Genomic DNA, 23,164 nt, shown 5'->3' on the forward strand with positions numbered 1-23,164 from the left:
TACGCGTCCCCGGTCCGTGCCTCTCACCGAGCGCGGCCGGCACCTGCCCCGCCGCAGAGGTCGTCGGCGAGCTGGGTCCGGCTGACAGAACGCTCCGCCCCTGCCGGGTTCGCCGCGTCAGGCCGGCCTCGTGCAGGACACCCAGGTGGTGGCTGACGGCCGAGGGGGTCACGTCGAGGCGGCGGGCGAGTTCCGTGGTGGAGGTCGGCCGGTCGAGCAGGAGGAGCAGCCGGGCGCCGGTGCTGCTGGTGTTCCTGGGGGCGATGGTGACCGGTGCGGTCCTGTGGTGCCGGCCGGGGCCCGGGTGGCGGCGCTGCGGGGCACAGCCGGCGCGGTGGTCGCCGGCGGGACGAGCGGGTTCATGAACGCCGCGGCGGGCGTCGGCGGTCCGGCGCTGTCGCTGTACGCGGCGAACGCCGGCTGGCCGGTGCGGCAGTTCGTGCCGAACCCCTTGTTCTACGGCGTGCTGCTGAACCTCTTCTCCGTGACCGCCAACGGCCTCCCCCGTCTGTCCGCCGCGGCCTGGCTGACGACGGCGGCCGGCCTTGCCGCGGGGACCGCCCTCGGCGAGACCCTGGTACGGCGGGTGCCGCAGGCGTGGATCCGGCGAGCGGTGATGCTGCTGTCCCTGGCGGGCGGGCTGACCACGCTGGTGCGGGGCTGTGGGAACTGCGCGGCCGGTGAGCGGGATCAAGAAGCTCCCGGTCACGGTGCCGCAGGCCTGAGCCGGCGGGTCCGTGTCAGCCGGTGACCGGGAGGTCCGTGCGCAGGACCGGGCGGACGCCGTGCAGTCCGCCCTCCTCCGTCCGAGCGTGCACGTCGGTCGCCGCCCGCAGCGGGAAGACCTCGACGGTCCGCGGGCGCAGGTCACCCCGGGCGAGCAGGTCGTTGACGTACGCGGCGGCCTCGGCCAGTTCGTGGGAGGTGGCGTGGGAGATGACGAACCCCACGACGGACCGGTCGTTCATGTACAGCGCGCCCGCGGGCAGCACGGGGCGGCTGCGAGCACCGGCCAGCAGCACCACGCGGCCCCGGCGGGCGAGCAGATCGACCGTGTTCTCCAGGTCGTTGACGCCCGCCGTGTCCACCAGGACGTCGATGCCCGACGGCGCCGCCTCGCGGATCTTCCGGGTCAGGTCGGGGTGCCGGTAGTCGAAGACGTGCTCGGCACCCAGTTCCGCGCAGTACGCCTCGTCCCGGGCGCCGGCGGTCGCGAGGACGCGGGCACCGGCCCGGACCGCCATCGTCACCAGCGCGCTGCCGACGTTGCCCGCGGCGCCCGCGACCAGCACCGTCTCGCCCACGCGGAACCGTCCGTGCACGAACAGCGCGAGGTAGGCGGTCGCCGCGGGATGGAACGCCGCCACCGCGGCGTACGGGTCGACGCCCGCGGGCAGGTGGTAGAGCCGGTCGGCCGCCACCACCGCCTGCTCCGCCGCCGCGCCCTGCCGGCCGCCGTGCCCGAGGCTGTTGCACCACACCCGGTCCCCGGGGCGGAAGCCGGTCACGCCTGGGCCCGTCTCGGCGACCGTCCCGACCAGGTCACGGCCGATGACGAAGGGAAAATCCAGCTGGGTGGTGAAGGCGCCGGACCGGACGAAGGTGTCCACCGGGTTGACCGTGGTGGCGTGGACGTTCACCAGGACGTCGGTGGGTCCGGGCCGCGGGGCGGTGATCTCGCCGTAGCGGATGACCTGTGGGGGGCCCAACTCCTCGATGTACGCAGCACGCATGACGCCGCATTCTGCCACCGGTGCCCCAAGTCGCCGCGCCACGGCACACCTTGACCGGGATCCATCGGAACCGCCCGGGGCCCCCGGCGAGGAAGCCGGCGGGCCGTGATGCAAGATCAGTCCATGACGAACACCAGCAGACGCACCGTCCTCGCCTCCGTCGCCGCCGTCGCCGCGGCTCTGCCCACCGTCAACGCCGTGGTGGGCAAGGGCGCCACTCCGGCCGCGGCGGCCGACCTGTACGGGTCCAACACCGAGCTGTACACCAAGACCGCGGCCAAGGAGGGGACCGACTGGCAGCGTCGGTTCCGGATCGGCACTCCGGCGCAGATCACGGACAATGCCCGCAGCACGAGCAGCCCCGTCGGCAGCACGGCGGTGCTCGCACCGCACGGCGGCGGGATAGAGGCGGGCACGAGCGAGCTGTGCATGGCCGTCGCCGGTTACACGCCCTTCGACGTGGGCATCGACCCGTCGACCGTGGCGGTGCCGGGAGAGACGCAGCGGGACTACTGGATGTTCGAGGCCCTGGCCAACTCGTCCTCGCAGCACGTCACCGCCACTCACTGCGACGACCCGGCCGCCCTCGCCGTCTGCGCCGACAACCTGTACGCCGTCTCGCTGCACGGCTTCGACGACACGACCGTGAAGAAGATCAACATCGGCGGCCGGGACGAGCGGCTCAAGCGCAACCTGATGGCGGCCTTCAAGAAGTACGGTCTGACCTCTTCCACGAGCAACCCCGACTGGGACGTGACCGTGGTCTTCGCGGCCGCCGACGACCCCATCAACGGCGACGACCCGACCAACATCGTCAACCGCACCCGTACCGGCGCCGGCGCCCAGCTGGAGCTGTCCACGGCGCTGCGCAGCGCGATGTTCGGTGACTTCTCCGGCGCGGCCAGGCGCAGGGCGACGGCCGGGGTGCCGAGCACCGACAGCCCCAGCGCCGACCACTTCTGGACCGGTTTCGTGAGCGCCGTCCGCGAGGCGGTCAAGAACCACGAGCTCGGCCTCGACTCCCTCTCCTGAGCCGAGCGGGACACTCCCATGGACCGTCTGCTGCACCTCGACCGCACACTCGACGAGCTGGACCCGCCCTGCTGGACGCCTCCTGCCGGTGACGCGACCCGTCTGGTACGCAAGGTGCATGCGTTGCGGCGCGTTCCGCTGGGCGAGATGGGTCCGGCGGATCTGCGCACCCTCGTGTCGCAGCAGGTGGCGCTGCCGTACGTCCTTCCCCTCGCGGTGCGCCCGCTGCTCGAGGAGCCGCTGCTCGACGCGTACTTCCACGAGGGCGATCTGCTGCTCGCCGTCGTCGGCGCCCCCGCTGCGGCCTGGGCCCTGCTGCCGGACCTCGCCGACCGGCTGCGTGCCGTGCTCACGACGCTGCCGGAGACAGCTCTCGCCGGTCTGCCCCGCGGCGCGGCCGAGGAGATCGCTCGCTTCCTCGCGGAGCCCGACGCAACTCCGTGATCCTCTCTGCCCGCTGACGGCGGTGCAGCCGAACAGGCCGACCACGACCAGGGCTCCGCGTTCGAGTCGTCTCGTCTGCCGCACCGCAGCGATCCCGGTCGGCAACCACCGCGGGCACGCGCCGGGTCCGGACCCGGTCCGTCACACGAGCGGGGCGGCGATCTCCCGCTTGAGGATCTTGCCGCTGGGGCCCATCGGCAGGGCGTCCGTCAGCCAGATCCGGCGCGGGTACTTGTAGGCGGCGACCCGCTCGCGGACGAACCGCTGGAGCTCCTCGGGGTCGGCCTGTGCTCCGGGGCGCAGGACGACCGCCGCCGCGATCTCCTCGCCGAGCCGCTCGTCCGGCACGCCGAGGACCGCGGCGAGGGCCACGGCGGGGTGCTCGTGCAGCACCTCCTCGATCTCGCGGGGGTAGACGTTGTAGCCGCCGCGGATGATGAGGTCCTTCTTCCGGTCGACGATGTACAGGTATCCGTCCTCGTCCCGGCGGGCCAGGTCGCCGGTGCGCAGCCAGCCGTCGGGGACGGTGGCGGCGGTCTCCTCGGGGCGGTTCCAGTACTCCTTCATCAGGTTCGGTCCGCGGACGGCCAGCTCGCCGACGTCTCCCGGGGCGACGTCACGGCCGGTGTCGTCCAGCAGCCGCACCTCGACGTCACGGATGGGGGTGCCGATGGACCCGGCCTTGCGGGGACGGTCGGAGTGGTTGAAGGTGACGACCGGGCTGGTCTCCGACATCCCGAAGCCCTCCAGCACCATGCAGCCGAAGCGCCGTTCGAAGCCGTGCAGGACCTCCACCGGCAGGGAGGCGCCGCCCGAGACGCACATGCGCAGGCTGGTCACGTCGGACGCGGCGGCGCCCGGATGCTGGAGCAGCGCGGCGTACATCGTGGGCACGCCCGCGAAGACGGTGGCCCGGTCGCGGGCTACGGCGTCGAGCACCGTCTGCGGGTCGAAGCGGGGCACGAGGGTGAGCGAGGCCCCGCTGCGGACGGCGACGTTCATCGTGCAGGTCTGCCCGAAGATGTGGAACAGCGGCAGGCAACCGACGATCACGTCGTCGGAGGTCAGCCGCTGGACCTCGCTGACGCTGACGTCGGTGTTGTGGCGGAGCCCGGCGTGGGTGAGGGCGGCGCCCTTGGGGCGGCCGGTGGTGCCGGAGGTGTACAGCAGTACGGCGATGTCGTCCCCGGCGGTGGTGGTCACCTCGAACCGCGGCTCCAGCGGCGCCAGTTCGGCGGCGAGGGCGGCGGGCTCGACCGCCAGGTGCCGCACCCCGGCGGCGGCCGCGCCCGCGGCGCCCTCGCCGGGCGCCTGGTGCCACTCGAAGAGCAGCACGGCGCCGGAGTCGCGCAGGTGGTACTCCGTCTCGCGCTCCTTCAGCAGCGGGTTGATCGGTACGACGATGCCGCCGGCGCGGAGGACGGCGTAGTACAGGACGACGAACTCGGGGACGTTCGGCAGCATCAAGGCGACCCGGTCGCCGGTGCGCAGGCCCTCGGTGCGCAGCAGCGTGGCGGCCTGCGCGCTCAGCCGGTCCAGCTCGGCGTAGCTGAGGGTCGCCGTCCCCAGCCGCAGAGCCGGCCGGTCGGGCAGACGGCGTGCCGTCTCCACCAGAAAGTCCGCCAGATTGGCCATGATGCCTCCTCGCACGCAGCTCCCGGCGCTCACGGAGTCCCCGCCGTCAACGCTCCCGGCATGCTGGCCCGTGCGATCGCGGGCGTCCATGGGCACGCGGACAGCTCACCCGCCCTCTACTTGTTCCTGGGGACAAACAGGCGGCCGTACGCTGGCCGTATGGGTCTGTCGAATGTGGGTGCGGCGCTGCGGACACGGATGCCGGAGCTGGGTGAGCAGATGGCCGAGCGGATCCGGGCGGAGGTGGAGTCGTACGCGGACGACGCGCTGATCCCGTTCGACTCGCTCCGGGAGTCCTGCGAGGGCAACGCCGATCTGCTCCTCGGGCGGTTCGCGTTCGGCGCCGGGCCGGACGTGGGGGCGGCGCAGCAGACCGGACGGCTGCGCGCCGAACAGGGTGTGCCGCTGGCGGACACGCTGCACGCCTACCGGGTGGGTTTCGAGTTCCTGTGGTCGGAGCTGGTCGACGAGGCCCGCCGGCACCCGGACGTGACGGACGCGGAACTGGTGGCCGGGTCGTCGGAGATCTGGGCCCTGTTCGGCCGGTACGCCGAGGCGGTGGCAGCCGCCTACCGGGAAGCGAGTGCGGAGCTGGCGCTGCAGCGTGAGGCACGCCGGTCGGCGCTGGCCGAGGCGCTGTTCACGGGCGCCCTCGCGGACCGGACGACACCGTGGGAGGCGGCCCGGCAGCTGGGCCTGCCCGAGCGCGGCCCGTACGCGGTCGTGGCCGCGGCCGTGCCGGATCCCGGCCAGGAGCCGCTGCCCGGGATCGAGACGGCGCTGCGCCGGGCCGGGGTGCCGTCGGTCTGGCGGCTGCTGCCCGACCAGCAGATCGGCCTGGTCTCCCTCGCCCACCATGACGCGGAGACAGTGGGCCTGCGGGCGTTGCGCCGGCGGCGCGCCCGCGTCGGGATCAGCCCCACGTTCGACACGCTCCGGGACACCCCGCAGGCTCTGCGGTTCGCCCGGCTGGCGCTGGCCGGGCTGCCCGGCGAGGGCCCGGGTGTCACCCGCTTCGACGACAGCCCGCTGGCCATGCTGGTCGCGGCCGCCCCGGCGGAGGCGAGCCGTCTGGTGGAGCTCTCCCTGGGGCCGGTGCTGGAACTGCCCGCGCCGGAGCGCGCACGGCTGCTGCAGACGCTGGGACTGTGGTTCACCGCGGGCGGCGTCGCCGCGGAGGCCGCGGAGCGGCTCTTCGTCCACCCGAACACCGTCCGCTACCGGCTGCGCCGCATCGAGGAGCTGACCGCCCGCTCCCTCTCGGACCCGTCCGACCTCGCCGACCTGGGCGCGGCCCTGTACGCGCTGCGGCTGTTGCCCCGTGGAGAAGCGGGCCGACCCCGTTGATAGGTTCACCTCCGTGCGGCCCGTCGATCCCCGGGCCCTGATCCCTGAGGGGGGCGGATGTCGGTGCGGTTCGCGTACCGCAATCTGGGTGCGCCGGACCTGGACCGGCGGGGGCTGGAGCCTGCGACGGCGCCGCGGCATGTGCTGCTCGTGGACATCGAGGCCGATCTGGTCGTCGGGGACGGGGAGCGGGTGCTGTTCGCCGAGGGGTTGTTCCCGGTGGCCGAGCTGGCGTGCGCCCTGGTCGGGTGGGTCGGGCTGCCCGACGGTGAGCGCGGTGACTTCGCGTTCGACTCGATGTCCTACGCGGACGTGGGCGAGGTGCGCATCGCGGGGTCGGCCGAGGGGTGGCGGGTCGGCTCCGTCTCCCAGCCGGACGACTGGACCTCGCCGGTCGCGTGGGACGTGCTGGTGGCCGAGATCGAGCGGTTCGCCTCGGCCGTGCGGGGCGACGTCGCGGGGATCGGTGTGGACCCCGCTCTGATCCCCCGGCTCTGAGACGCCCCTCTACCGCGTCGGCGGCAGCCGGTAGACGGACACATGGGAGCGCGACTCTGCGGTGAATTCGGCGCCGGACCAGTCCGCGTTCCTGGACTCCAGCTCGAATCCGGCCAGTTGGGCCATGAGGTCGAGCTCGGCCGGCCAGATGTAGCGGTGGGGGCTGCGGTACAGCCGGGCCTGCTCGGTGTCGTCGAAGCGGAAGTGGTGCGAGACGACGTGCTGGCGCAGGATGTCGTAGGTGTCCAGGCCGATGTAGTCGGCGTCGGTGCGCCAGACGGTGGCCCGCCGGCCCGGTGGGAGGGTGCGCAGTTCGGGCACCCACAGCTCGATCACGAACCGGCCGCCGGGGGCGAGATGGCGGGCCGCGTTGCGGAAGCACTCGACCTGCTCGGACTGGGTGAGCAGGTTGGAGATCGTGTTGTAGACGAGGTAGACGAGGCTGAACCGGCCCGGGACGACCGTCGTCGCCATGTCGCCGACGATCACCGGGAGGGTCGCCTCGTCCGCCTTGGTGCGCAGCTGTTGCACCATCGGCGGTGACAACTCGATCCCGGTGACGGGGACTCCACGCTCGGCGAGGGGTAGGCCGACCCGTCCCGTGCCGATGGCGAACTCCAGCGCCGCGCCGCCGTTCGCCAGTTCGGCGAGCCGTTCCACCGCCGGCTCCAGAACCTCGGGCGCGAACATGCCGGTACCGGGTGTGTCGTAGCGCCGGGCGGTCTCGGCGCCCCAGATGTCCTCCTGCTGCATTCCGTCCACGCTGGCGGCCGGGCCCCGCCGTGTCCACCGGATTACCGCTCCCGCGCCCGCTCCCGAGGAAACGGCCGGTCGTCCCGGTGCGTTCCCCGCGGTGGAGCGTCGTCGCTCGAGATCGGCAAACCGACTCAGCGGTTTGATAAGTGCCACCGGCGGCGGGGCCGGGCCGGCCCCGGCGTCAGCCGTCGGCGCCGACGAGGTCCGCCGCCGCCTGCCGCTCCGCCTCGGCGATCACTCGGGCTCCCCGGTCCGGCGCGGTGTCGAGCCGGACGAGGACCGAGGGTGCGGCTATCGCGGGGAGGATGTGGTTGAACAGCGCCGACAGCCGGTCGTCGAGGTCGGCCCACCCGGCGACCGCCTGCGAGACGAACTGCACGCCGATCCAGGCCCCGAGGAAGACCTGCGCGGTCTCCCGGGGCACCACGTGCTGGAGGACCTCACCGCGCTCCTTGGCCTCCGCCAGTACGGACGTGGTCAGTTCGGCCCAGGCCGGCCAGGCGCTGCCGAACACCTCGCGCCCCTGCAGGTCGGCCGAGAGCCGGACGCCGGCGAGCAGCAACGGTTCCCGCGGCAGCCGCTCGGCCAGGGTCATGCCCGCGTCCACCCACTCCTGCAGCTTCAGTTCCCGGGGCAGGTGGTAGGCGGTCGTCATCTGTTCCTGCAACACACCTTGGGCGAGGGCCGCTTTGGAGTCGAAGTGGAAGTACAGGGCGCCCTTGGTCACGCCGGCCCGGGTGAGGATCTCGGCGATGGTCGCCGCCGCGTAGCCGCGTTCGGCGAAGACCGCGGCGGCGGCCTCCAGAACAGCACGTCGGGTCCGGACAGCTCGCTCCTGCTGAGCCATGGACCCTCCTCAAGCTGAAAATTAAACCAAACAGCTCGTACCATACCGCAGCCCTTCTACCAACCGGGTGACCCGTATTTGAACGCGTTCAAAACGAGGGCTAGGCTGTGCCCACCAAGCCGAGGGGGCTCGATGAAGGTAGTACTGCCCGGGGGAACCGGACAGGTGGGCAGGATCCTGGACCGTGCGCTGACGGCCGCCGGTCATGAGGTCGCGGTGCTGACCCGACGCCCGGCGCGGGAGCGTGACATCGGGTGGGACGGCGCCACGCTCGGCCGCTGGGCCGAGGCCGTCGACGGCAGTGACGTCGTCGTCAACCTGGCCGGGCGCAGCGTCTCGTGCCGCTACACCCCCGAGAACCTGCGGGCCATGATGCAGTCCCGGGTCGACTCGGCGAGGGTGGTCGGCGAGGCCATCGCCGCCGCGGCCCGACCGCCGCGCGTCTGGCTGCAGATGAGTACGGCCACGGTCTACGCCCACCGCTTCGACGCGCCGCACGACGAGGCGACCGGAGTGATCGGCGGCTCGGAGCCGGGGGTGCCCGGCTACTGGGCGTACAGCGTCGAGATCGCGAAGAACTGGGAGCGCGCGCAGGCCGAGGCGCGCACACCGGCGACCCGGAAGGTCGCACTGCGGTCGGCCATGGTGATGAGTCCGGACCGGGGCGGGGTCTTCGACGTCCTGCTGTGGCTGGCGCGGCTGGGGCTGGGCGGGCCGGTGGCCGGCGGCGCGCAGTACGTGTCCTGGATCCACGACGAGGACTTCGTGCGGGCGGTGGAGTTGCTGATCGACCGGGACGACATCGAAGGGCCGGTGAACCTCGCCTCACCCGGCCCGCTCCCGCAGCGGGAGTTCATGCGGGCGCTGCGCGCGGCCCAGGGCATGCCGGTGGGGCTGCCGGCGACGCGGTGGATGGCGGAGATCGGGGCGTTCGCGCTGCGCTCGGACACGGAGTTGCTGCTGAAGAGCCGCCGGGTGGTGCCCGGCCGGCTGCGCGCGGCCGGGTTCGACTTCGTGCATCCCCAGTGGCCGGAGGCCGCCGTGGACCTCGTCGGGCGGGCCAGGGCGCTGCGCGCGTACCGCCGGGCGGAGCGGGGTGTGCCGGTCCCGCGGTGATCAGCCCTGGCGCGGGTCGGGCTTCAGTACGGCGAAGACCGCGTCGGCCGGGTCCGCCAGCCATGCGATGCGTCCGACGTCGGGTACGTCCGCGGCCGGCATCAGCACGGTCCCGCCGTTGTCCCGCACCGCCGCGACGAACGCGTCCGCGTCCGCGACGGCGAAGTACGGCACCCAGCGCGCCTCCTCCTGCTCGCCCTGCAGCTGGGCCACACCGCCGAACGCGCCCTGCTGCTGGTCGCCTTCGCCGATGCTGAGCACCCGGTAGGTCATGCCGGGTGCCTGCATCTCCTCGAAGCGCCAGCCGAACAGGTCCTGGTAGAACCGGATCGCCGCCTCGGGGTCCGGGACGTGCAGCTCCACCCACACCAGCGTGTCGTCCTCGGAGGCCCGCTCCAGCCCCATCGCGGACTGCAGTACGGCGAACCGGGCGCCCTGGGGGTCGGTGAACTGGGCCAGCCGGCCCTCGCCCACACTGATCGGCCGGACGCGCACGCTGCCGCCGCCGTCCGCCACCTCCCGGGCCGTGGCCTCGACGTCGTCGGCACGGAAGTACGCCGTCCAGGCCGGCCGGGCCCCTTCCTCGGTGAGCGGTCCGAGCGCGGCGACCGTCCTGCCGTCCTTCTGGAAGAAGCCGTACCCGCCCGCGTCGGGTCCCGCTGACACCAGGCGCCAGCCGAAGACGGCGCCGTAGAAGGCGGCGGCCGCGTCCGTGTCCGGGGTGCCGAGGTCGATCCAGACGGGTGATCCGGTACGGAAGTCGGTGCCGAGCATGGGGATGTCCTCCTGCGAGTCCGGGACGCAGCCCCGTCACTATGCCGATCCCGTCGCACGGGCCGGTCGCGCCGCCCCGGACCACCCGCGCGATTCACCCCGGTGCGGAGGGAATCCGGGACCGGCTCAGCCCCGGGCGGGCCGCAGGGCCGCCAGCGCCGCCAGTGCCAGCATCTGGACGGCGACGACCACCGTGATCAGCAGCGGGATCGAGATGCCGTACAGACCTCCGGTCAGTGCGCCGCCGGCCAGGCTCGCCACGCCGACGACCCCCGCGAACAGACCGTAGGCGGTGGCCCGCCGTCCGCTGGGCACGAGGTCGGCGACCGTGGCGCGCAGCGTGGACTCCTGGATGCCCATCGCCGCGCCCCACACCAGCGAGCCGGCCACCGCGATCGTGGTCGTGCCGGTGAACGCCAGCGGCGCCACGGCCGCGGTCAGCACCGGCAGCGCCATCAGCACCCGGGGACCGTACCGGTCGTACAGCCAGCCGGTGACCAGGGCCGCCACGGCGTCCACGGCCATCGCCGCCGCGTAGAGCACCGGCACCCAGGCGGCGGCCAGCAGGTGCCGCTCGACCAGGTGGTAGGAGAGCAGTCCGAACGTGGCGAAGCCCGTCGTCGTGGCCGCGGTGAAGCCCGCGTAGGTCCAAAAAGCCCTCGGCAGGCGCCCGTTGCCCGTGGCCGGCCGGGCGGGGGCCGCGGCTTCCGGCTCGCGTTCGTAGGCCTCCGGGTCCGGTACCCGTGCCCGCAGCCACACCAGAACTCCCAGCACGGCGACGCCCGGTACGGCCAGCACCCCGAGTGCCGGGCCGTAGTCGCCGCCGGTCAGTGCGAGCATCCCGGCGACCAGCAGGGGGCCTGCCAGGGCGCCGATCTGGTCCATGGCCTCGTGCACGGCGAATCCGCGACCGCGTCCGGTGGCCGCCGTCGCATGCGAGAGCAGGGTGTCCTTCGCCGGGGAGCGCACCGCCTTGCCCACCCGCTCCGCGATCACCAGCACGCACGCCGCCCACAGCGCCCCGGCCACGCCCAGCATCGGGACGGACACCACGGTGAGGGCGTAGCCGGCGATCGACAGGCCCCAGAACCGGCCCGTACGGTCGGCCAGCGGGCCGGAGACCAGCCGCAGCCCCAGGGCCGCGGCCTCGCCGGCGCCGGTGACCACGCCGACCAGCAGCGCGGACGCGCCCAGCGAGGCCAGCAGCGGGCCGGTGATCGAGCGGGCGCCCTCGTACACGACGTCCGCGAGCAGGCTCACCGTGCCGAACCAGACCACGAACCGCCACGGCCCCATGCGCACCGGGCGCACCGCCTCCGGCTCACCGGAGGCCACCGGGCTCACGCCTGCTTCTCCCGGCCGACGTACCGGATGACCTCGCAGTCGTCGAGGATGACCATCCCCTCCCCGACCAGCTCGTCCAGCTGGGGCAGGAAGGCCCGTACCCGTTCGGCGGTGTCCACGATGACGATCGCCACCGGCAGGTCCTCGCTGAGGGACAGCAACCGGGACGTGTGGATCAGCGAGGAGGCGCCGAAACCCTCCACGCCCCGGAACACGGAGGCGCCCGCCAGCCCGGCGTCGCGGGCCCGGTGCACGATCTCGCTGTACAGCGGCTTGCGATGCCAGGTGTCGTTCTCACCGATGAAGATCGTCACGCGCAGGGCACTGCCCGTCAGCCTTGTCACCGCTGCCTCCACTCGCCGGGATCACAGCCGAGACCAGGCTAGCGTCCCGCCCCGAAGCGCGTGGCCGGCGGTGTGCCCGGCCTCGGCGGACCCCGGTCAGCGGGTGGTCAGCATCCCCTCCCGAAGGCGCTTGAGCGTGCGGGAGAGCAGCCGGGACACATGCATCTGCGAGACACCGAGGCGGTCGCCGATGTCGGCCTGGGTGAGTTCCTCGACGAAGCGGAGATGCAGGATCAGCCGGTCCCGCTCGTCCAGCTCGGCGATCATCGGGGCCAGCGCGTGGAAGTCCTCCACCAGTTCCAGGGCCGTGTCCTCGGTCCCGATGAAGTCCTGCAGCGCCGCCTCGCCGTCCTCGCCGCCGCTGATCGCGGCGTCCAGGGAGGACGAGTTGTAGCCGTTCGACGCCAGCCGGGCCTCGACGACCTCCTCCTCGGACAGGCACATCAGCTCCGACAGCTCCCTGACCGTGGGCGTACGGCCCAGCCGGCTGCGCAGCTCCTCGGTGGCCCGCGCCAGCTGGACCCGGGCCTCCTGCAGGCGCCGGGGGACGTGCACGGCCCAGGAGGTGTCACGGAAGAACCGCTTGATCTCGCCCACGATGTAGGGCACGGCGAAGGAGGTGAACTCCACCTCCCTGGAGATCTCGAACCGGTCGATCGCCTTGATCAGGCCGATCATGCCGACCTGGACGATGTCCTCCATCTCCTCCGGCCCCCGGCTGCGGAACCGGGCCGCCGCGAAGCGGACCAGGGACATGTTCATCTCGATCAGCGTGTTCCGGGCGTACTGGTACTCGGCCGTGCCCTCCTCCATCACCGCCAACCGGTCGAAGAACACCCTCGAGAGCTCTCGGGCGTCCTGAGGAGCCACCGCGCGGGGGTCGTCGAGCCGGGGCAGCTCGGCGGCCGTACGCGTGTCCTGGTCCGCCACGGTCAGCGGTGTCATGGTGTCACCCTCCCGAATCCGTCCGTCTGTGCCGTCCGTTGTCAACGACACGCCGCGTACCCGGACACACGCTGTGCATGCCACCTTTACGCAGGGCCGATGACTCATGCTCTTCGGACGGACCTGTGACGGTTTCCGAGGGGAGACCGGTGACGAAGGAGGACGCCGTGTGCCGTCTGTTCGGGCTGATCAGCTCTCCCCTGCGCGCGCACGCCACGTTCTGGCTGCTGGACGCTCCCGACAGTCTCAGCGCGCAGAGTCACCGTGAACCCGACGGCACCGGGCTCGGGTTCTTCGAGGCGGACGGCACACCGCAGGTGCACAAGGCGCCGATCGCCGCCTACGAGGACCGCGCCTTCGCCCGGGAGGCACGGGAGGTGGAGTCGGCGACCTTCCTCGCCCACATCCGCTACGCCTCGACCGGAGGCCTGGAGGTGCGCAACACCCATCCCTTCGAGCAGCACGGCCGGCTGTTCGCCCACAACGGCGTCATCGAGGGGCTCGACCTCCTCGACCAGCACCTCGGTGACGACCGCTCACTGGTGCACGGCGACACCGACTCCGAGCGGTTCTTCGCCCTGGTCACCCGGGAGACCGCGGCGCACGGCGGCGATGTGTCCGCCGGCCTCGTGACAGCGGCGCGCTGGGTCGCCGCCAACCTGCCGCTGTTCGCCCTCAACGTCATCCTCGTCACCGACGACGAACTGTGGGCCCTGCGCTATCCCGCCACGCACGAGCTGTACGTCCTCGAGCGCCCGGCGGGCGGTCATCACGGGACACGGCATCTCGACCATGCCGGCCGGAACGGGCACCTGCGGGTGCGCTCGGCGCATCTGGGCGATCGTCCTTCCGTCGTCGTGGCGAGCGAACCCATGGACGAGAACCCGCTCTGGCGGCTCGTGGAACCCGGCGAGCTGCTCCATGTCGACCGCGAGCTGCGCCTCACCTCACGTGCCGCTCTCACCGACCCGCCGGCCCACCCGCTCAGCCTCGCCGACCTGCGCCCGGCCGCCGCGGCCTCGCAACGGCCCGCCTGACGCGCCGTGTCCGGGCGGAGAGGACCGTGCGGCGGAGCAGGTGTGGTATCGGAGCGCGGGGGCATCGGCGAGGTATGGATGCACACGCATGGGCACTGCGGGGGCGGGGCCGGGCCCGCCGGGCGGCCGACAGCACGGCGATGGCCGTGGCGGCCCGGGCGGGCTTCGCCGCCCGGGGACTGATCTACATCCTCGTGGGCGTGATCGCGCTGCAGATCGCCTTCGGCGGTGACGGCGGCGGGCGGCAGGCCGACCGCGGCGGTGCCCTCGGCGAGCTGGCCGGCAAGCCCTTCGGGTCGGCGATGCTGTGGATCGTGGGAGTCGCGCTGGCCGGCATGGCGCTGTGGCGACTTTCGGAGGCGGTGGTCGGCGGAGCGGGACCGGACGGTTCGAAGCCGCACAAGCGGGCGGCGGCCCTCGGCCGCTGTGTCTTCTACGCCTTCGTCGCCTTCTCGGTGCTGTCGTTCGCGGCCGGGGAGCGGGGCAGTGGCAGCGGGTCCTCCGACCGGCACACCGACGACGTCACCGCGACGGCGCTGAAGTGGCCCGGCGGCCAGTGGCTCGTCGGTGTCGTGGGGGCCGCCGTGGTGGTCGCGGGACTGTGGATGTCGGTACGGGCGGTGCGGCAGACGTTCCGCGAGGACCTGCGCACCGGGGCCATGTCGCAGCGGACCGAGCGGATCGTCGACTGCCTCGGCGTGACGGGCGGCGCGGCGCGCGGCATCGTCTTCGCCGTCGCCGGGATGTTCGCGATGGTCGCGGCCGTCCGGCACCAGCCGGGCAGGGCCAAGGGCATGGACGACACCCTGCGGTCGTTCAGGGACCTGCCGGCCGGGCCCTGGCTGCTCGCCCTGATCGCGCTCGGCCTGGCCGCGTTCGGTCTCTTCTCGTGGTGCATGGCACGCTGGCGCAGGCTCTGAGCGGGCAGGAACGGTCAGCGGTGAGCGGGAGCCACCCGTGACCCGCCTCACTCACCGGAAACTTGCGCAACCCTTAAACTGTCGCCGTGGACACGACCGAGGTGACGGGCTGGGAGTCCGCGGTGCTCGCCGGAGGGCCCGCGGACGGAGTGCGCATGAAGGTCGCCGACCGGCCCCGCGTGATCCAGGTGACGTACCCCTGCGCGCTGGAGGGCGCGGCGCCCGACGGCGTGCGCGCGGAGGCGGTGTACCTCTACCGCCGGGACTACACCGTGAGCGAGGAACCCCTGCGCTACGGCTTCGACATCGCCAGTCCCTGACCGGTCCGCGGGGCGCGGACCGGCCGGTCGCTCCGCCCGGTCCGCGAGCGGTCTCCCGCCCGTCCCTCCCCGTGTCCGCGCGTGTGCCGCGCGGATTCGGCGTCGCCGCTCAGGAGTCGGAGTCGGCCTTGCCGCGCGCCGCCGCGTACGCCTGGGACGGTGTCATCGAGACGCCGCCGAGTTCGACCGTCTTGTAGGGGCTGACCTTGGCGCAGGTCTTGGCCTGGTCGGCGGTGGAGGCGTGGGCGCCGCCGACCGCGGCCTTCGCGTCCGCGGGCGCCGCCGACGAACCGCCGCCCGGGTAGCCGTTCCCGCTGGGCCAGTCGCTGCCGATCACCAGGGTCAGGCCGGAGCCGGTGCCCTGCTTCAGGTGGGAGCCGGGCAGCCCGAGCGCCTTGGCTGCCGTCCTGGCCTCGTCCTTCTGGCCGGTGCCGTACGTGAGGGTCGTGGACGTCGCCGGGCTCGGGGCGTTGGCCGTGGTCGTGGCGGGGCTGAAGCCCTGGCCGGTCAGCGCGGACGCGATGTCGGAGGCGCGACCGGTGATCGTGGTGCCGTTCTCCACGGTCACGGCGATCCGCGACGCGGGGACGGCCGAGGCGGTGGCCGTGGCGGAAGCCGCGGCGGACTTCCGTCCGGACCCGGTGGTCAGGGACTGGTCGTTGGCGATCGTGGAGAACAGGGTCCTGGCGCCCGCGCCCACGACCACGCGGTTGCTGTCGTTCGGGTCGGCACCGGTCTGCATCGTCGTGAAGGTGATCCGCTTGGTGGGGACCTTGTTCACGTCCGACGCAAGACCGATCAGCTTCTTGACGGTGCCGAGACCGTCGTCCACGGTCAGCGCCTTGGTGGCGGCGTCCGCGAGGTCGTAGACCGCGGTGGGGTCGGTGAGCGTGCCCGCGCTCTTGAACTTGCGGATCATCGCGCTGAGGAAGATGTGCTGGGAGATCGTACGGCCCAGGTCGCTGCCGTCACCGAAGCCGTGCCGGGAACGCACGAACTCCAGCGCCGCGACACCCTTGAGGGTGTGGCCGCCCTTGGACAGCTTCAGGTGCGAGTAGGTGTCGTAGACGTCGTTGCTCACGCACACGGAGACACCGCCGACGGCGTCGGACATCTTGACCACACCGGAGAAGTCGAGCTTGACGAAATGGTCGATGGGGATGCCGGTGAGCTGGTGGACAGTGGCCACCTGGCAGGCAGGGCCGTACTGCAGAGCGCTGTTGATCTGGCCGTAGTAGCCGTTCGTGGACTGGCCGGACTCACTGTCCTTGCAAGCGGGCACCCTGGTCATGGTGTCGCGGGGGATGCTCATCACCGTCGCGTTGGAGCGGTCGGCGGATATGTGCACCACCATCTGCACGTCCGCGTTGCTGCCGGTCTGCACCCCGGTCTTCGAGCAGCCTCCGCCGAGCTTGCAGTCGGCCTTGCTGGTCCGCCCGTCCGAGCCCATCACCAGGATGTTGATCGGGGTGCGACCGAAGGCGTCGGCCTTCTCCGCGCCGCCCTTGCCGTCGAGGGAGACGCTGTGGATGTTGCCGTTCAGGTGCTGGTAGAACCACCAGCCCGCGCCGGCGGTGACCACGACGAGGACCGACATGCACATCCCGAGCACCTTCAGCACGCGCCGGCCGCGCCCCACCGGGCGGGCCCGGCGCCCGCCCCTGCCACCGCGTGCCCGGGCGGCGGCCCGGGCTGCCGCCCGGCCGCCCGTCGGAAGCGCCCCGTCGGACCCGGCCGCCCGCTGTCCGGGCACGCGCGCGCCGCGGCTGCGCGTGGCCCGACCGCCGCTCCCGTCCCACGGGTCGCTCATCTCCCACTCCCCTGAACGGTCGGGCCCGTCGGACCGGGCCGTCGGGCGGACAGCCGGGCATGCGCGGCTGTGTACGGCGGGCGGAGCGGCACTCCGCCTCGGTTGCGTAGTTGCGCAATCTAACAAACCCGTGGCCCGAACAGCACAGATCCATACGCAATTCACAGGTGAGGCATCTCATGGAACCGTCGCGGCCACGGGGAGTCGCATGGCAGCGGGAGTCTACGCGGCCCGGCTGAGAAGGCCGGGGCGTGTTCCGCACGCCTCGGCCCGGCCGGAGTTCAGCTGCCGAGCCCGCGCAGGCGGGGGGCGGTGGCAGGGACGTGCCGGGTGCGGTCGCTCAGCTGACCGACCATCAGGCGCACCAGCGTCACGACGTCGGGGTCGCCGATGTAGTACACCTGCCGCCGGCCCTCGCGGCGGGAGCGGACGAGCCCGGCGAGCTTGAGCTTCGCCAGGTGCTGGCTGACCGCGGGCAGCGCACCGCCCAGCCGGTCGGCGAGGTGCGTGACATCGCTCTCGCCCTGTGCCAGGGCCCACATCAGGTGCAGTCGGGCGGAGGAGGCGAGCAGACCGAACGCCGCGGCGGCCTCCGCCAGGACCTCGGCGGACGGGTCGTCGCAGCCACCGGCGCTCTCCCTCACAGCCCTCTCCCGTCCCGCCCTCGTCACAGCCGACGCACAAGCGCCCACCCAGTGTAGGCGGGGAGCCCACCGCCGAGCGGCACTTCCCGCTGACCGCTGCGGTCGCCCACGGCACGGCCCCGGGCGCCACCGTGCCGCTCGTGCTGCTCCTCGTCCTGCGCAAGGTGTGAAACCGCCCCCGGCCGGTCATGTATGGGACACCCGAGGAGGCCGCCGGTCGCAGCGATCATGCCACCGACATGCATCGTTCGCGCGATCCGGGGCAGCCACCCGTAGAGCGAAGCTCTGGTCAAGGATCGTCGAGCGTTGTCGAGGGACGCGTGGCAGACACGGCAGACACGAACGAATCGGTGGAACGGCACCGGCTGGGGGTCACCCGCGCCGTCGTCGACGGCGTCACCGTCGTCACGGTGAGCGGTGAGGTCGACCACCACACGTCGAGCGTCCTGCGCCAGGCGCTGACGCCCGAGGATCCCGGGGCGGCGGCACACACCGTCGCCGACTTCGCCGGTGTGACGTTCATGGACTCGAGCGGCATCAACGTCCTCATCTCCGCCCACCAGGCCCACGAGCCGGCCGGCTGGCTGCGCCTGGCCGGGGTGCGGCGGTCCGTGCTGCGCACCCTGGAGATCGTCGGGCTCACCACCCTCCTCGACTGCTACCCGAGCGTGCGCGAGGCCCTGGGCTCCTGAGCCCGTACGACGAGACCGCTCACCTCGAACGGCATCTCCGCCGTGCCCGCGGCGGGCGCCGGATGGTAGCGGTCCGCGGAAACCGACAGGTTGACGATGAGGTACGCCTGCCAGTCGCGCCCCACCCCCCGGCCGTCCGCGAAGACCTGCGCACCGTTCACCGACCGGACGACGGAGCGGGCCCCGAACTCGGTACGCAGGTCGACCCACGCCCCGGGGGCGGACGGCGGCGTCGCGGAAGGAGGAGCCGGAACCGCGGACGTGGTTGCCGAACTCCAGCACGTCCGGACCGGCTGGTATTCGAACACGTCGATCTCCTGGTCGCCGTCGCGCCAGGCCCAGATCGCCGGTCACGCCCCGAGCTCCCGGGGCAGCCGTACCCGGGCCTCCAGCACGTCTCCCACCCGGACGGTGAACGCCTCCCCGCTGCCCTCGGTCGTCAGCAGCCCCGTGTTCCACCGGCCGTCCGGCCGCCGGGTGGCGCGGAAGACGCCGGAGCGGGAGTGGTCGGCGTCGGGTACCAGGCGGTCCAGCTTGTCCTCGCCCGGATTCACCGGGCCGCCGTCGGGAAACGCCCAGGACCGGCCCGCCACCCACTGCCGCTCGGAACGGAAGTCGGCCGTGAACACGGTCTCGTGCCCGGAGGGCGTGCGCGGGGCCGGGAGACGGTGTCCCGGAGTCGGTTTCTGCACGGCCGATGTCTCACCCGTCCCCGTCCGCCCATGCGCTTACGCTCCCCTGCCCCGGGGGAAACACCTCTTTCGGGGGACGACCGGCCCGCCCCGGCTCCGGCACTGGTGGAACGGCGTTTTCCGTGATGTGCTGGTGGTGACGGGAAGGACCGAGACAGACGCGGAGAAGCGGCCCAGAGCCGTGCACCGCGCAATCCGGATCCGCGAGAAGCGGGTGGCCCTTCCCGTCCTGGCCTTCCTCGCCGGTTCTCGCCGGCCGTCCTCGCCGGTCCGTGCCCTGGCCACCGTCCACGGCGTCCTGACTCCTACGGCGTCCTCCCTGCTACGGCGTCCTCGTCGTGCCCCCGGCCGCTTCGGTCACCCCCTGCCTCCGCTGAAGTTCCCCCAACGCGGCCCGATCTGCCGCCACTCCGCGTCCCACTCCGCCAGGCGCCGCCGGATGAGCCGGCCGCGGACCATCCACCCGACACACCAGACGGCCGCTCCGGCCGACGGGGCGACGAGGACTCCGGTGAGGGCCGACTGGAGAGAGGCCGCGGATCCGGTGACGGGGGCGGACACCACCCGGTCGGCCCGGTTCGCCCACACCGTCACCCGGCTTCCGGTGGGCTCGCCCGGCGGGACCTTCGCCCGGTCGGTGTGCACGGAGCCGTCCGCGTCCGTCCAGCGGACGGTGACCCACACCCGGCCGTCGTCGTAACCCGTCCCGGTGGCCTGGGTCCGCGCCGCGTCGTCGGTGACGACCGCGGCCACGGCGTGCACCTGCGCCCGTCGCGCGGAGAAGGCCGCGTCGGCGGACTGGGCGGCCGCGAGGCCCGCGAGGACACCGCCGAGCACCGCGAACACCCAGGTGGTGAGGACGATCCAGGCCTCGACGACATCGCTGTGCCGCCTCAGCGGATTGCGCCGCCACCGCCACAGTCGCACCCGGGTGACCGTCGTGGGAGGTGTACGGGTCATCGTCACCGCCTCCTCTCGTGCGCCGCCCGCCTCGCCGCGGCGCGCGGGCCCGCCCGATGTCCGGCAGGCCCGGCCGGGACCGGGCACCCGGAGCGGCCCCCGGCGCGCACTGCCCCTCCCGCACGCCCGGCACGGGTCCCGCGCCGGGCGGGCGGCGAGCGGCGCCGGCCCGGTCTCCCGGCCCGGCCGTCGGGCGTCACCACACCATCGTGCACCTCATTCGGGCATGTGGCCGGGTGGAGGCGGAAGAGACGTACCTCGACCCGCGCGGGGCCGCTCCGGGGGCGCCCCGGGCACGGTCCGTGGACACGGGTCGCATCGCCTCGCGGGTGCGCCGTCCAGGGGTTTCGCTTGGATCAGGTCGGATCGGGCCGCGGCGTCCGGCGCGGTGCATCGCACGGCGGAGGACCACCCGCGTACCGGGCGCACCCGGGTGGTCCGACAAACGCGGCGAGGTGCCGGGCCGGGCGTCGCGGACCCGGACCGATCCGAACGAAGCCCCCTAGGAGGGCGTGAGGGGCAGATCGTCGGTGTAGGCGTTCACCGGCTGGGCGATCTGCTCGGTCGCCGTGACGTCGAGCGCCGCCTCGGCGGTCTTCGTGCCGAGGGTGCCCCGGGGGTGCCAGGTGCCGGTCACCGCGAGCCAGGTGTCGGCGGGCGGTGCCTCGGTGCCGTACATGCGCACCTTGACGGTCTGCGAGTCGGCCGCGCAGCAGGTGAAGATGATGCGTGTCAGGTACCAGCCGTCGTCCCGCTCGTCGGGGGTGACGAAACCGGTCAGCCGTACGGTGCGTCCCTTCACCGCCCGGCTGCGGTCCTGTTGGACGCGCTTGGTGAAGTCCGTGAGGGTCAGCGGCAGGGGGGAGGTCGCGGGCAGGGGGTCGAAGCCCTTCTGGACGGTGACCGGCTTGCTGTTCGAGCGGGCCGCGGTGTAGGCGCCCAGGGCGGGCGGGGCGTGGAGGAGCAGGCTCAGCGCCGGCAGGAACAACAGCCAGGCGACGCGCGGGGTGCCGGAGTGGTCGTGGCCGTGTTCGTGTCCGTGGTCGCCGCGGGCCGCATCGTCCTGCCCGTCCCGGCTCGCCGCAACCGCGAGGCCGAGCAGCAGCAGGACCACTCCGGAGGCGATCAGCAGCGGGCGCAGCCCGGCCTTGACGTAGCGCAGGTAGGTGTCGGTGAACAGGGCCGTGTGCAGCAGGCCGAGTCCGGTCAGCGTGAGGAGCAGGGTCTGCACCGGGCGTCTCACAGCAGTGCGCCTCCGATCACGACGCTCGCGGTGACCGCCACGACGGTGGTCGCCGTGGAGAACCGCCAGGCGAAGGCCCGGCCGAACGTACCCGCCTGAAGGGCGATCAGTTTCAGGTCGACCATGGGCCCTACCACCATGAACGCGAGCCGGGCGGTCGGCGAGAAGCCGGTGAGCGAGGCGGCGACGAAGGCGTCGGCCTCCGAGCAGACCGCGAGCACCACGGCGAGGGCGGCGAGGAAGAGCACCGACAGCCAGGGTGAGCCGGAGAAGGTGTCGAGGACGGAGCGCGGCACCGTGACGTTGAAGGTGGCGGCCGCCATGGCGCCGAGCACGAGGAAGCCGCCGGCCTGCAGGAAGTCGTGCTGGAAGCCGAGCCGGAACTCGTGCAGGCGGCTGTGCCCGTGCCGGTGCCCGGTGTGGCCGTTGCGCAGCATGGGCCGCAGCCAGGTCTCCTTGCCCAGCCAGAGCCACAGCCAGCCCATCACGGCCGCGGTGGTGAGCGAGGCGAGCAACCGGGCCGCGATCATCGCGGGGTTGCCGGGGAAGGCCACGGCCGTGGCTGTGAGGACGACGGGGTTGACGGCCGGCGCGGAGAGCAGGAAGGCGAACGCGGCGGCCGGGGTGACGCCCCGCCGGATGAGGCTGTGGGCGACGGGGACGGAGGCGCACTCGCAGCCGGGCAGGACCGCGCCGGCGACACCCGCGACCGGTACGGCGAGGGCGGCCCGCCTGGGCAGCACCCTGGTGAAGAGGTCGGCGGGCACAAAGGCGTTGATGGCGCCGGACAGGACGGTGCCCAGCAGGAGGAACGGGAGCGCCTGGACGGTGATGGCCAGGCAGACGGTGCGCCAGGCCTGCACGGCCGGCCGGTCGAGCCAGGGTGTGCCCGTGAGCAGGAGGACGGCGGCGGCGCAGGCCGCGACCGCGAGGGCGGCGCCGAGCGGCCGCAGCCGGACACGGCGCGCGGGCGGTCCGACGGGGACGACCGCCACACCCTCGGCCACACCCACCCATTCATCCGTTTTTTCCATCATCGCTCCGGATGTCGGTGTCTGGCCGACGATAGGCGAGGAGGGCGGCCCGGCCGCGCGTACACGCCGCCGCCCGGGCCACGCATGGGGCGTAATGCGTCCCAACGGTGGCCCTTCTCACAAATCGCCCGGAACGGGCGTCGAAGTGAGGGCGGTCACGTCGCCGGACGCACGTTTTGTTTACGTTCGTGGCCATGTCCTCGTCCCACCGCTCCCCCGCCGCACGCGCCAAGGCCGGTGCCCTCCTCGCCTCCGTCGCGGCCCTCTGCTCCGTCGGCGCCCTGTACCCGGCGGCCGCGGCCACACCGCCCGACGCGCAGCCCGCCCACGCCACCGCGGCCGTCCTCGACCTGGACGGCACCGGCCGCACCCCCGTGATCCACGGCCAGGACAGCGCGTACGACACCGCCAGCATCGTCAAGGTCGACATCCTCGCGGCGCTGCTGCTCCAGGCGCAGGACGCGAAACGGCCCCTCACCGCGGTGGAGCGCGGTCACGCCGAGCCGATGATCGAGCGCAGCGACAACGCGGCGGCGAACGCCCTGTGGCGGGAGATCGGGCAGGGCTCCGGGCTGGCGGCGGCGAACAAGCGGCTGGGGCTGACCTCCACGAAGGGCGGGCCCGGCGCCAAGTGGGGGCTGACGCGAACGACCGCGAGCGATCAGATACGGCTGCTGCGGAACGTCTTCGACACCGGCGGGACGGCCCTGAACGCCCAGTCCCGGAGCTACATCCGCTCCCTGATGAGCAAGGTGGTGCCCGAACAGTCCTGGGGTGTCTCCGCGATCGGCGGCACCGGTGCCCGGCAGGCGCTGAAGAACGGCTGGCTGCAGCGCAACACGTCCGGCCTCTGGGACGTCAACAGCGTCGGCCAGGTCAGCGTGAAGGGCCACCGCTACCTCGTCGCGGTGCTGTCGAACGGCAGCGCCTCCATGAGCGACGGCGTCTCCCTGGTCGAACGGACGGCACGCCAGGCCATGGCCTGACCGGGGGCCGC

General features: G+C 72.9%; 24 protein-coding genes and 2 pseudogenes. 11 read left to right on the plus strand and 15 right to left on the minus strand.

Features of this window, described 5'->3' with window-relative positions:
* Nucleotides 1-169: 169 nt before the first annotated feature.
* Nucleotides 170-265, minus strand: a pseudogene (locus ACIHEJ_RS30645) (hypothetical protein); the annotation flags it as partial.
* A gap of 21 nt (nt 266-286) precedes the next feature.
* Between ACIHEJ_RS30645 and ACIHEJ_RS30650 the strand changes: the two are divergent.
* Complete coding sequence (locus tag ACIHEJ_RS30650) at nt 287-751, plus strand: TSUP family transporter (RefSeq protein WP_400140340.1); 465 nt, start codon at nt 287-289, stop codon at nt 749-751.
* Here ACIHEJ_RS30650 and ACIHEJ_RS30655 read toward each other — a convergent pair.
* Nucleotides 741-1,733, minus strand: coding sequence for an NADPH:quinone reductase (locus ACIHEJ_RS30655; protein WP_400140341.1), 993 nt, complete (start codon nt 1,731-1,733; stop codon nt 741-743). The genes ACIHEJ_RS30650 and ACIHEJ_RS30655 overlap by 11 nt on opposite strands.
* A gap of 123 nt (nt 1,734-1,856) precedes the next feature.
* On the opposite strand from ACIHEJ_RS30655, the gene ACIHEJ_RS30660 reads away from it, so the two are divergent.
* Nucleotides 1,857-2,765 carry a poly-gamma-glutamate hydrolase family protein gene (locus ACIHEJ_RS30660; protein WP_400140342.1) on the plus strand — a complete coding sequence of 303 codons (909 nt, stop codon included), beginning with the start codon at nt 1,857-1,859 and terminating at the stop codon, nt 2,763-2,765.
* Between the two features lie 18 nt (nt 2,766-2,783).
* Nucleotides 2,784-3,209, plus strand: coding sequence for a contact-dependent growth inhibition system immunity protein (locus ACIHEJ_RS30665; protein ID WP_400140343.1), 426 nt, complete (start codon nt 2,784-2,786; stop codon nt 3,207-3,209).
* 141 nt (nt 3,210-3,350) lie between these two features.
* Here ACIHEJ_RS30665 and ACIHEJ_RS30670 read toward each other — a convergent pair whose 3' ends face one another.
* A complete protein-coding gene (locus ACIHEJ_RS30670; protein ID WP_400140344.1) occupies nt 3,351-4,844 on the minus strand; it encodes a long-chain fatty acid--CoA ligase in 1,494 nt (497 codons plus the stop codon).
* 159 nt (nt 4,845-5,003) lie between these two features.
* Here ACIHEJ_RS30670 and ACIHEJ_RS30675 point away from each other — a divergent pair, with 159 nt between their 5' ends.
* Together ACIHEJ_RS30675 and ACIHEJ_RS30680 are read left to right on the plus strand one after the other, a co-directional pair.
* Nucleotides 5,004-6,191: a PucR family transcriptional regulator gene (locus tag ACIHEJ_RS30675; RefSeq protein WP_400140345.1), complete on the plus strand. Its 1,188-nt coding sequence runs from the start codon at nt 5,004-5,006 to the stop codon at nt 6,189-6,191.
* Between the two features lie 57 nt (nt 6,192-6,248).
* Nucleotides 6,249-6,689 (plus strand): hypothetical protein, encoded by a 441-nt coding sequence (locus ACIHEJ_RS30680; protein ID WP_400140346.1) that lies wholly within the window; start codon nt 6,249-6,251, stop codon nt 6,687-6,689.
* A gap of 9 nt (nt 6,690-6,698) precedes the next feature.
* On the opposite strand, the gene ACIHEJ_RS30685 is transcribed toward ACIHEJ_RS30680, so the two are convergent.
* Nucleotides 6,699-7,442, minus strand: coding sequence for a class I SAM-dependent DNA methyltransferase (locus ACIHEJ_RS30685; protein WP_400140347.1), 744 nt, complete (start codon nt 7,440-7,442; stop codon nt 6,699-6,701).
* Nucleotides 7,443-7,626: 184 nt separating this feature from the next.
* Entirely contained in the window at nt 7,627-8,292 is a 666-nt protein-coding gene (locus ACIHEJ_RS30690) for a ScbR family autoregulator-binding transcription factor (protein ID WP_400140348.1), read from the minus strand.
* Between the two features lie 132 nt (nt 8,293-8,424).
* Here ACIHEJ_RS30690 and ACIHEJ_RS30695 point away from each other — a divergent pair, with 132 nt between their 5' ends.
* Entirely contained in the window at nt 8,425-9,408 is a 984-nt protein-coding gene (locus tag ACIHEJ_RS30695) for a TIGR01777 family oxidoreductase (protein WP_400140349.1), read from the plus strand.
* On the opposite strand, the gene ACIHEJ_RS30700 is transcribed toward ACIHEJ_RS30695, so the two are convergent.
* The 4 genes from ACIHEJ_RS30700 to ACIHEJ_RS30715 form a co-directional block, all read right to left on the minus strand.
* Nucleotides 9,409-10,182: a VOC family protein gene (locus ACIHEJ_RS30700; protein WP_400140350.1), complete on the minus strand. Its 774-nt coding sequence runs from the start codon at nt 10,180-10,182 to the stop codon at nt 9,409-9,411.
* Nucleotides 10,183-10,308: 126 nt separating this feature from the next.
* Nucleotides 10,309-11,526 carry an MFS transporter gene (locus ACIHEJ_RS30705; RefSeq protein WP_400140351.1) on the minus strand — a complete coding sequence of 406 codons (1,218 nt, stop codon included), beginning with the start codon at nt 11,524-11,526 and terminating at the stop codon, nt 10,309-10,311.
* A complete protein-coding gene (locus ACIHEJ_RS30710) occupies nt 11,523-11,870 on the minus strand; it encodes a DUF190 domain-containing protein (RefSeq protein WP_400140352.1) in 348 nt (115 codons plus the stop codon). The genes ACIHEJ_RS30705 and ACIHEJ_RS30710 overlap by 4 nt, the downstream gene beginning before the upstream one ends.
* A 96-nt stretch (nt 11,871-11,966) precedes the next feature.
* On the minus strand, nt 11,967-12,815 hold the full coding sequence (locus ACIHEJ_RS30715; RefSeq protein ID WP_400140353.1) for an RNA polymerase sigma factor SigF: 849 nt from the start codon (nt 12,813-12,815) through the stop codon (nt 11,967-11,969).
* A gap of 167 nt (nt 12,816-12,982) precedes the next feature.
* On the opposite strand from ACIHEJ_RS30715, the gene ACIHEJ_RS30720 reads away from it, so the two are divergent.
* From ACIHEJ_RS30720 to ACIHEJ_RS30730, 3 genes are all read left to right on the plus strand, one after another.
* Entirely contained in the window at nt 12,983-13,852 is an 870-nt protein-coding gene (locus ACIHEJ_RS30720) for a class II glutamine amidotransferase (protein ID WP_400140475.1), read from the plus strand.
* Nucleotides 13,853-13,926: 74 nt separating this feature from the next.
* Nucleotides 13,927-14,772, plus strand: coding sequence for a DUF1206 domain-containing protein (locus ACIHEJ_RS30725; RefSeq protein WP_400140354.1), 846 nt, complete (start codon nt 13,927-13,929; stop codon nt 14,770-14,772).
* 86 nt (nt 14,773-14,858) lie between these two features.
* Nucleotides 14,859-15,092 (plus strand): hypothetical protein, encoded by a 234-nt coding sequence (locus tag ACIHEJ_RS30730; RefSeq protein WP_400140355.1) that lies wholly within the window; start codon nt 14,859-14,861, stop codon nt 15,090-15,092.
* A gap of 109 nt (nt 15,093-15,201) precedes the next feature.
* Here ACIHEJ_RS30730 and ACIHEJ_RS30735 read toward each other — a convergent pair whose 3' ends face one another.
* Both ACIHEJ_RS30735 and ACIHEJ_RS30740 read right to left on the minus strand, forming a co-directional pair.
* Entirely contained in the window at nt 15,202-16,902 is a 1,701-nt protein-coding gene (locus ACIHEJ_RS30735) for an LCP family protein (RefSeq protein WP_400140356.1), read from the minus strand.
* A gap of 281 nt (nt 16,903-17,183) precedes the next feature.
* On the minus strand, nt 17,184-17,546 hold the full coding sequence (locus ACIHEJ_RS30740) for an ArsR/SmtB family transcription factor (RefSeq protein WP_400140357.1): 363 nt from the start codon (nt 17,544-17,546) through the stop codon (nt 17,184-17,186).
* Nucleotides 17,547-17,866: 320 nt separating this feature from the next.
* Between ACIHEJ_RS30740 and ACIHEJ_RS30745 the strand changes: the two genes are divergently transcribed.
* The gene (locus tag ACIHEJ_RS30745; RefSeq protein WP_400140358.1) at nt 17,867-18,238 is read left to right on the plus strand and encodes an STAS domain-containing protein; all 372 of its coding nucleotides are present in this window, start codon (nt 17,867-17,869) and stop codon (nt 18,236-18,238) included.
* Here the strand turns inward: ACIHEJ_RS30745 and ACIHEJ_RS30750 are convergent.
* From ACIHEJ_RS30750 to ACIHEJ_RS30765, 4 genes and pseudogenes are all read right to left on the minus strand, one after another.
* A pseudogene (locus ACIHEJ_RS30750) lies at nt 18,205-18,867 on the minus strand (beta-glucanase). The gene ACIHEJ_RS30745 and the pseudogene ACIHEJ_RS30750 overlap by 34 nt on opposite strands.
* 420 nt (nt 18,868-19,287) lie before the next feature.
* Entirely contained in the window at nt 19,288-19,890 is a 603-nt protein-coding gene (locus tag ACIHEJ_RS30755; protein WP_400140359.1) for a hypothetical protein, read from the minus strand.
* A 502-nt stretch (nt 19,891-20,392) separates the two neighbouring features.
* Entirely contained in the window at nt 20,393-21,133 is a 741-nt protein-coding gene (locus ACIHEJ_RS30760) for a TIGR03943 family putative permease subunit (protein WP_400140360.1), read from the minus strand.
* The gene (locus ACIHEJ_RS30765; protein ID WP_400140361.1) at nt 21,130-22,167 is read right to left on the minus strand and encodes a permease; all 1,038 of its coding nucleotides are present in this window, start codon (nt 22,165-22,167) and stop codon (nt 21,130-21,132) included. The genes ACIHEJ_RS30760 and ACIHEJ_RS30765 overlap by 4 nt, the downstream gene beginning before the upstream one ends.
* Before the next feature lie 194 nt (nt 22,168-22,361).
* Between ACIHEJ_RS30765 and ACIHEJ_RS30770 the strand changes: the two genes are divergently transcribed.
* On the plus strand, nt 22,362-23,153 hold the full coding sequence (locus tag ACIHEJ_RS30770) for a serine hydrolase (protein ID WP_400140362.1): 792 nt from the start codon (nt 22,362-22,364) through the stop codon (nt 23,151-23,153).
* Nucleotides 23,154-23,164 lie beyond the last annotated feature (11 nt).

This window comes from Streptomyces sp. NPDC052301, from assembly GCF_044593395.1.
Taxonomy (GTDB): domain Bacteria; phylum Actinomycetota; class Actinomycetes; order Streptomycetales; family Streptomycetaceae; genus Streptomyces.

Coding starts and splice junctions, on each gene's coding strand:
- ACIHEJ_RS30655 (WP_400140341.1), bottom strand. CDS start 1,733: ATGCGTGCTGCGTACATCGAGGAGTTGGGCCCCCCACAGGTCATCCGC.
- ACIHEJ_RS30660 (WP_400140342.1), top strand. CDS start 1,857: ATGACGAACACCAGCAGACGCACCGTCCTCGCCTCCGTCGCCGCCGTC.
- ACIHEJ_RS30665 (WP_400140343.1), top strand. CDS start 2,784: ATGGACCGTCTGCTGCACCTCGACCGCACACTCGACGAGCTGGACCCG.
- ACIHEJ_RS30670 (WP_400140344.1), bottom strand. CDS start 4,844: ATGGCCAATCTGGCGGACTTTCTGGTGGAGACGGCACGCCGTCTGCCC.
- ACIHEJ_RS30675 (WP_400140345.1), top strand. CDS start 5,004: ATGGGTCTGTCGAATGTGGGTGCGGCGCTGCGGACACGGATGCCGGAG.
- ACIHEJ_RS30680 (WP_400140346.1), top strand. CDS start 6,249: ATGTCGGTGCGGTTCGCGTACCGCAATCTGGGTGCGCCGGACCTGGAC.
- ACIHEJ_RS30685 (WP_400140347.1), bottom strand. CDS start 7,442: ATGCAGCAGGAGGACATCTGGGGCGCCGAGACCGCCCGGCGCTACGAC.
- ACIHEJ_RS30690 (WP_400140348.1), bottom strand. CDS start 8,292: ATGGCTCAGCAGGAGCGAGCTGTCCGGACCCGACGTGCTGTTCTGGAG.
- ACIHEJ_RS30695 (WP_400140349.1), top strand. CDS start 8,425: ATGAAGGTAGTACTGCCCGGGGGAACCGGACAGGTGGGCAGGATCCTG.
- ACIHEJ_RS30700 (WP_400140350.1), bottom strand. CDS start 10,182: ATGCTCGGCACCGACTTCCGTACCGGATCACCCGTCTGGATCGACCTC.
- ACIHEJ_RS30715 (WP_400140353.1), bottom strand. CDS start 12,815: ATGACACCGCTGACCGTGGCGGACCAGGACACGCGTACGGCCGCCGAG.
- ACIHEJ_RS30725 (WP_400140354.1), top strand. CDS start 13,927: ATGGATGCACACGCATGGGCACTGCGGGGGCGGGGCCGGGCCCGCCGG.
- ACIHEJ_RS30735 (WP_400140356.1), bottom strand. CDS start 16,902: ATGAGCGACCCGTGGGACGGGAGCGGCGGTCGGGCCACGCGCAGCCGC.
- ACIHEJ_RS30755 (WP_400140359.1), bottom strand. CDS start 19,890: ATGACCCGTACACCTCCCACGACGGTCACCCGGGTGCGACTGTGGCGG.
- ACIHEJ_RS30765 (WP_400140361.1), bottom strand. CDS start 22,167: ATGGAAAAAACGGATGAATGGGTGGGTGTGGCCGAGGGTGTGGCGGTC.
- ACIHEJ_RS30770 (WP_400140362.1), top strand. CDS start 22,362: ATGTCCTCGTCCCACCGCTCCCCCGCCGCACGCGCCAAGGCCGGTGCC.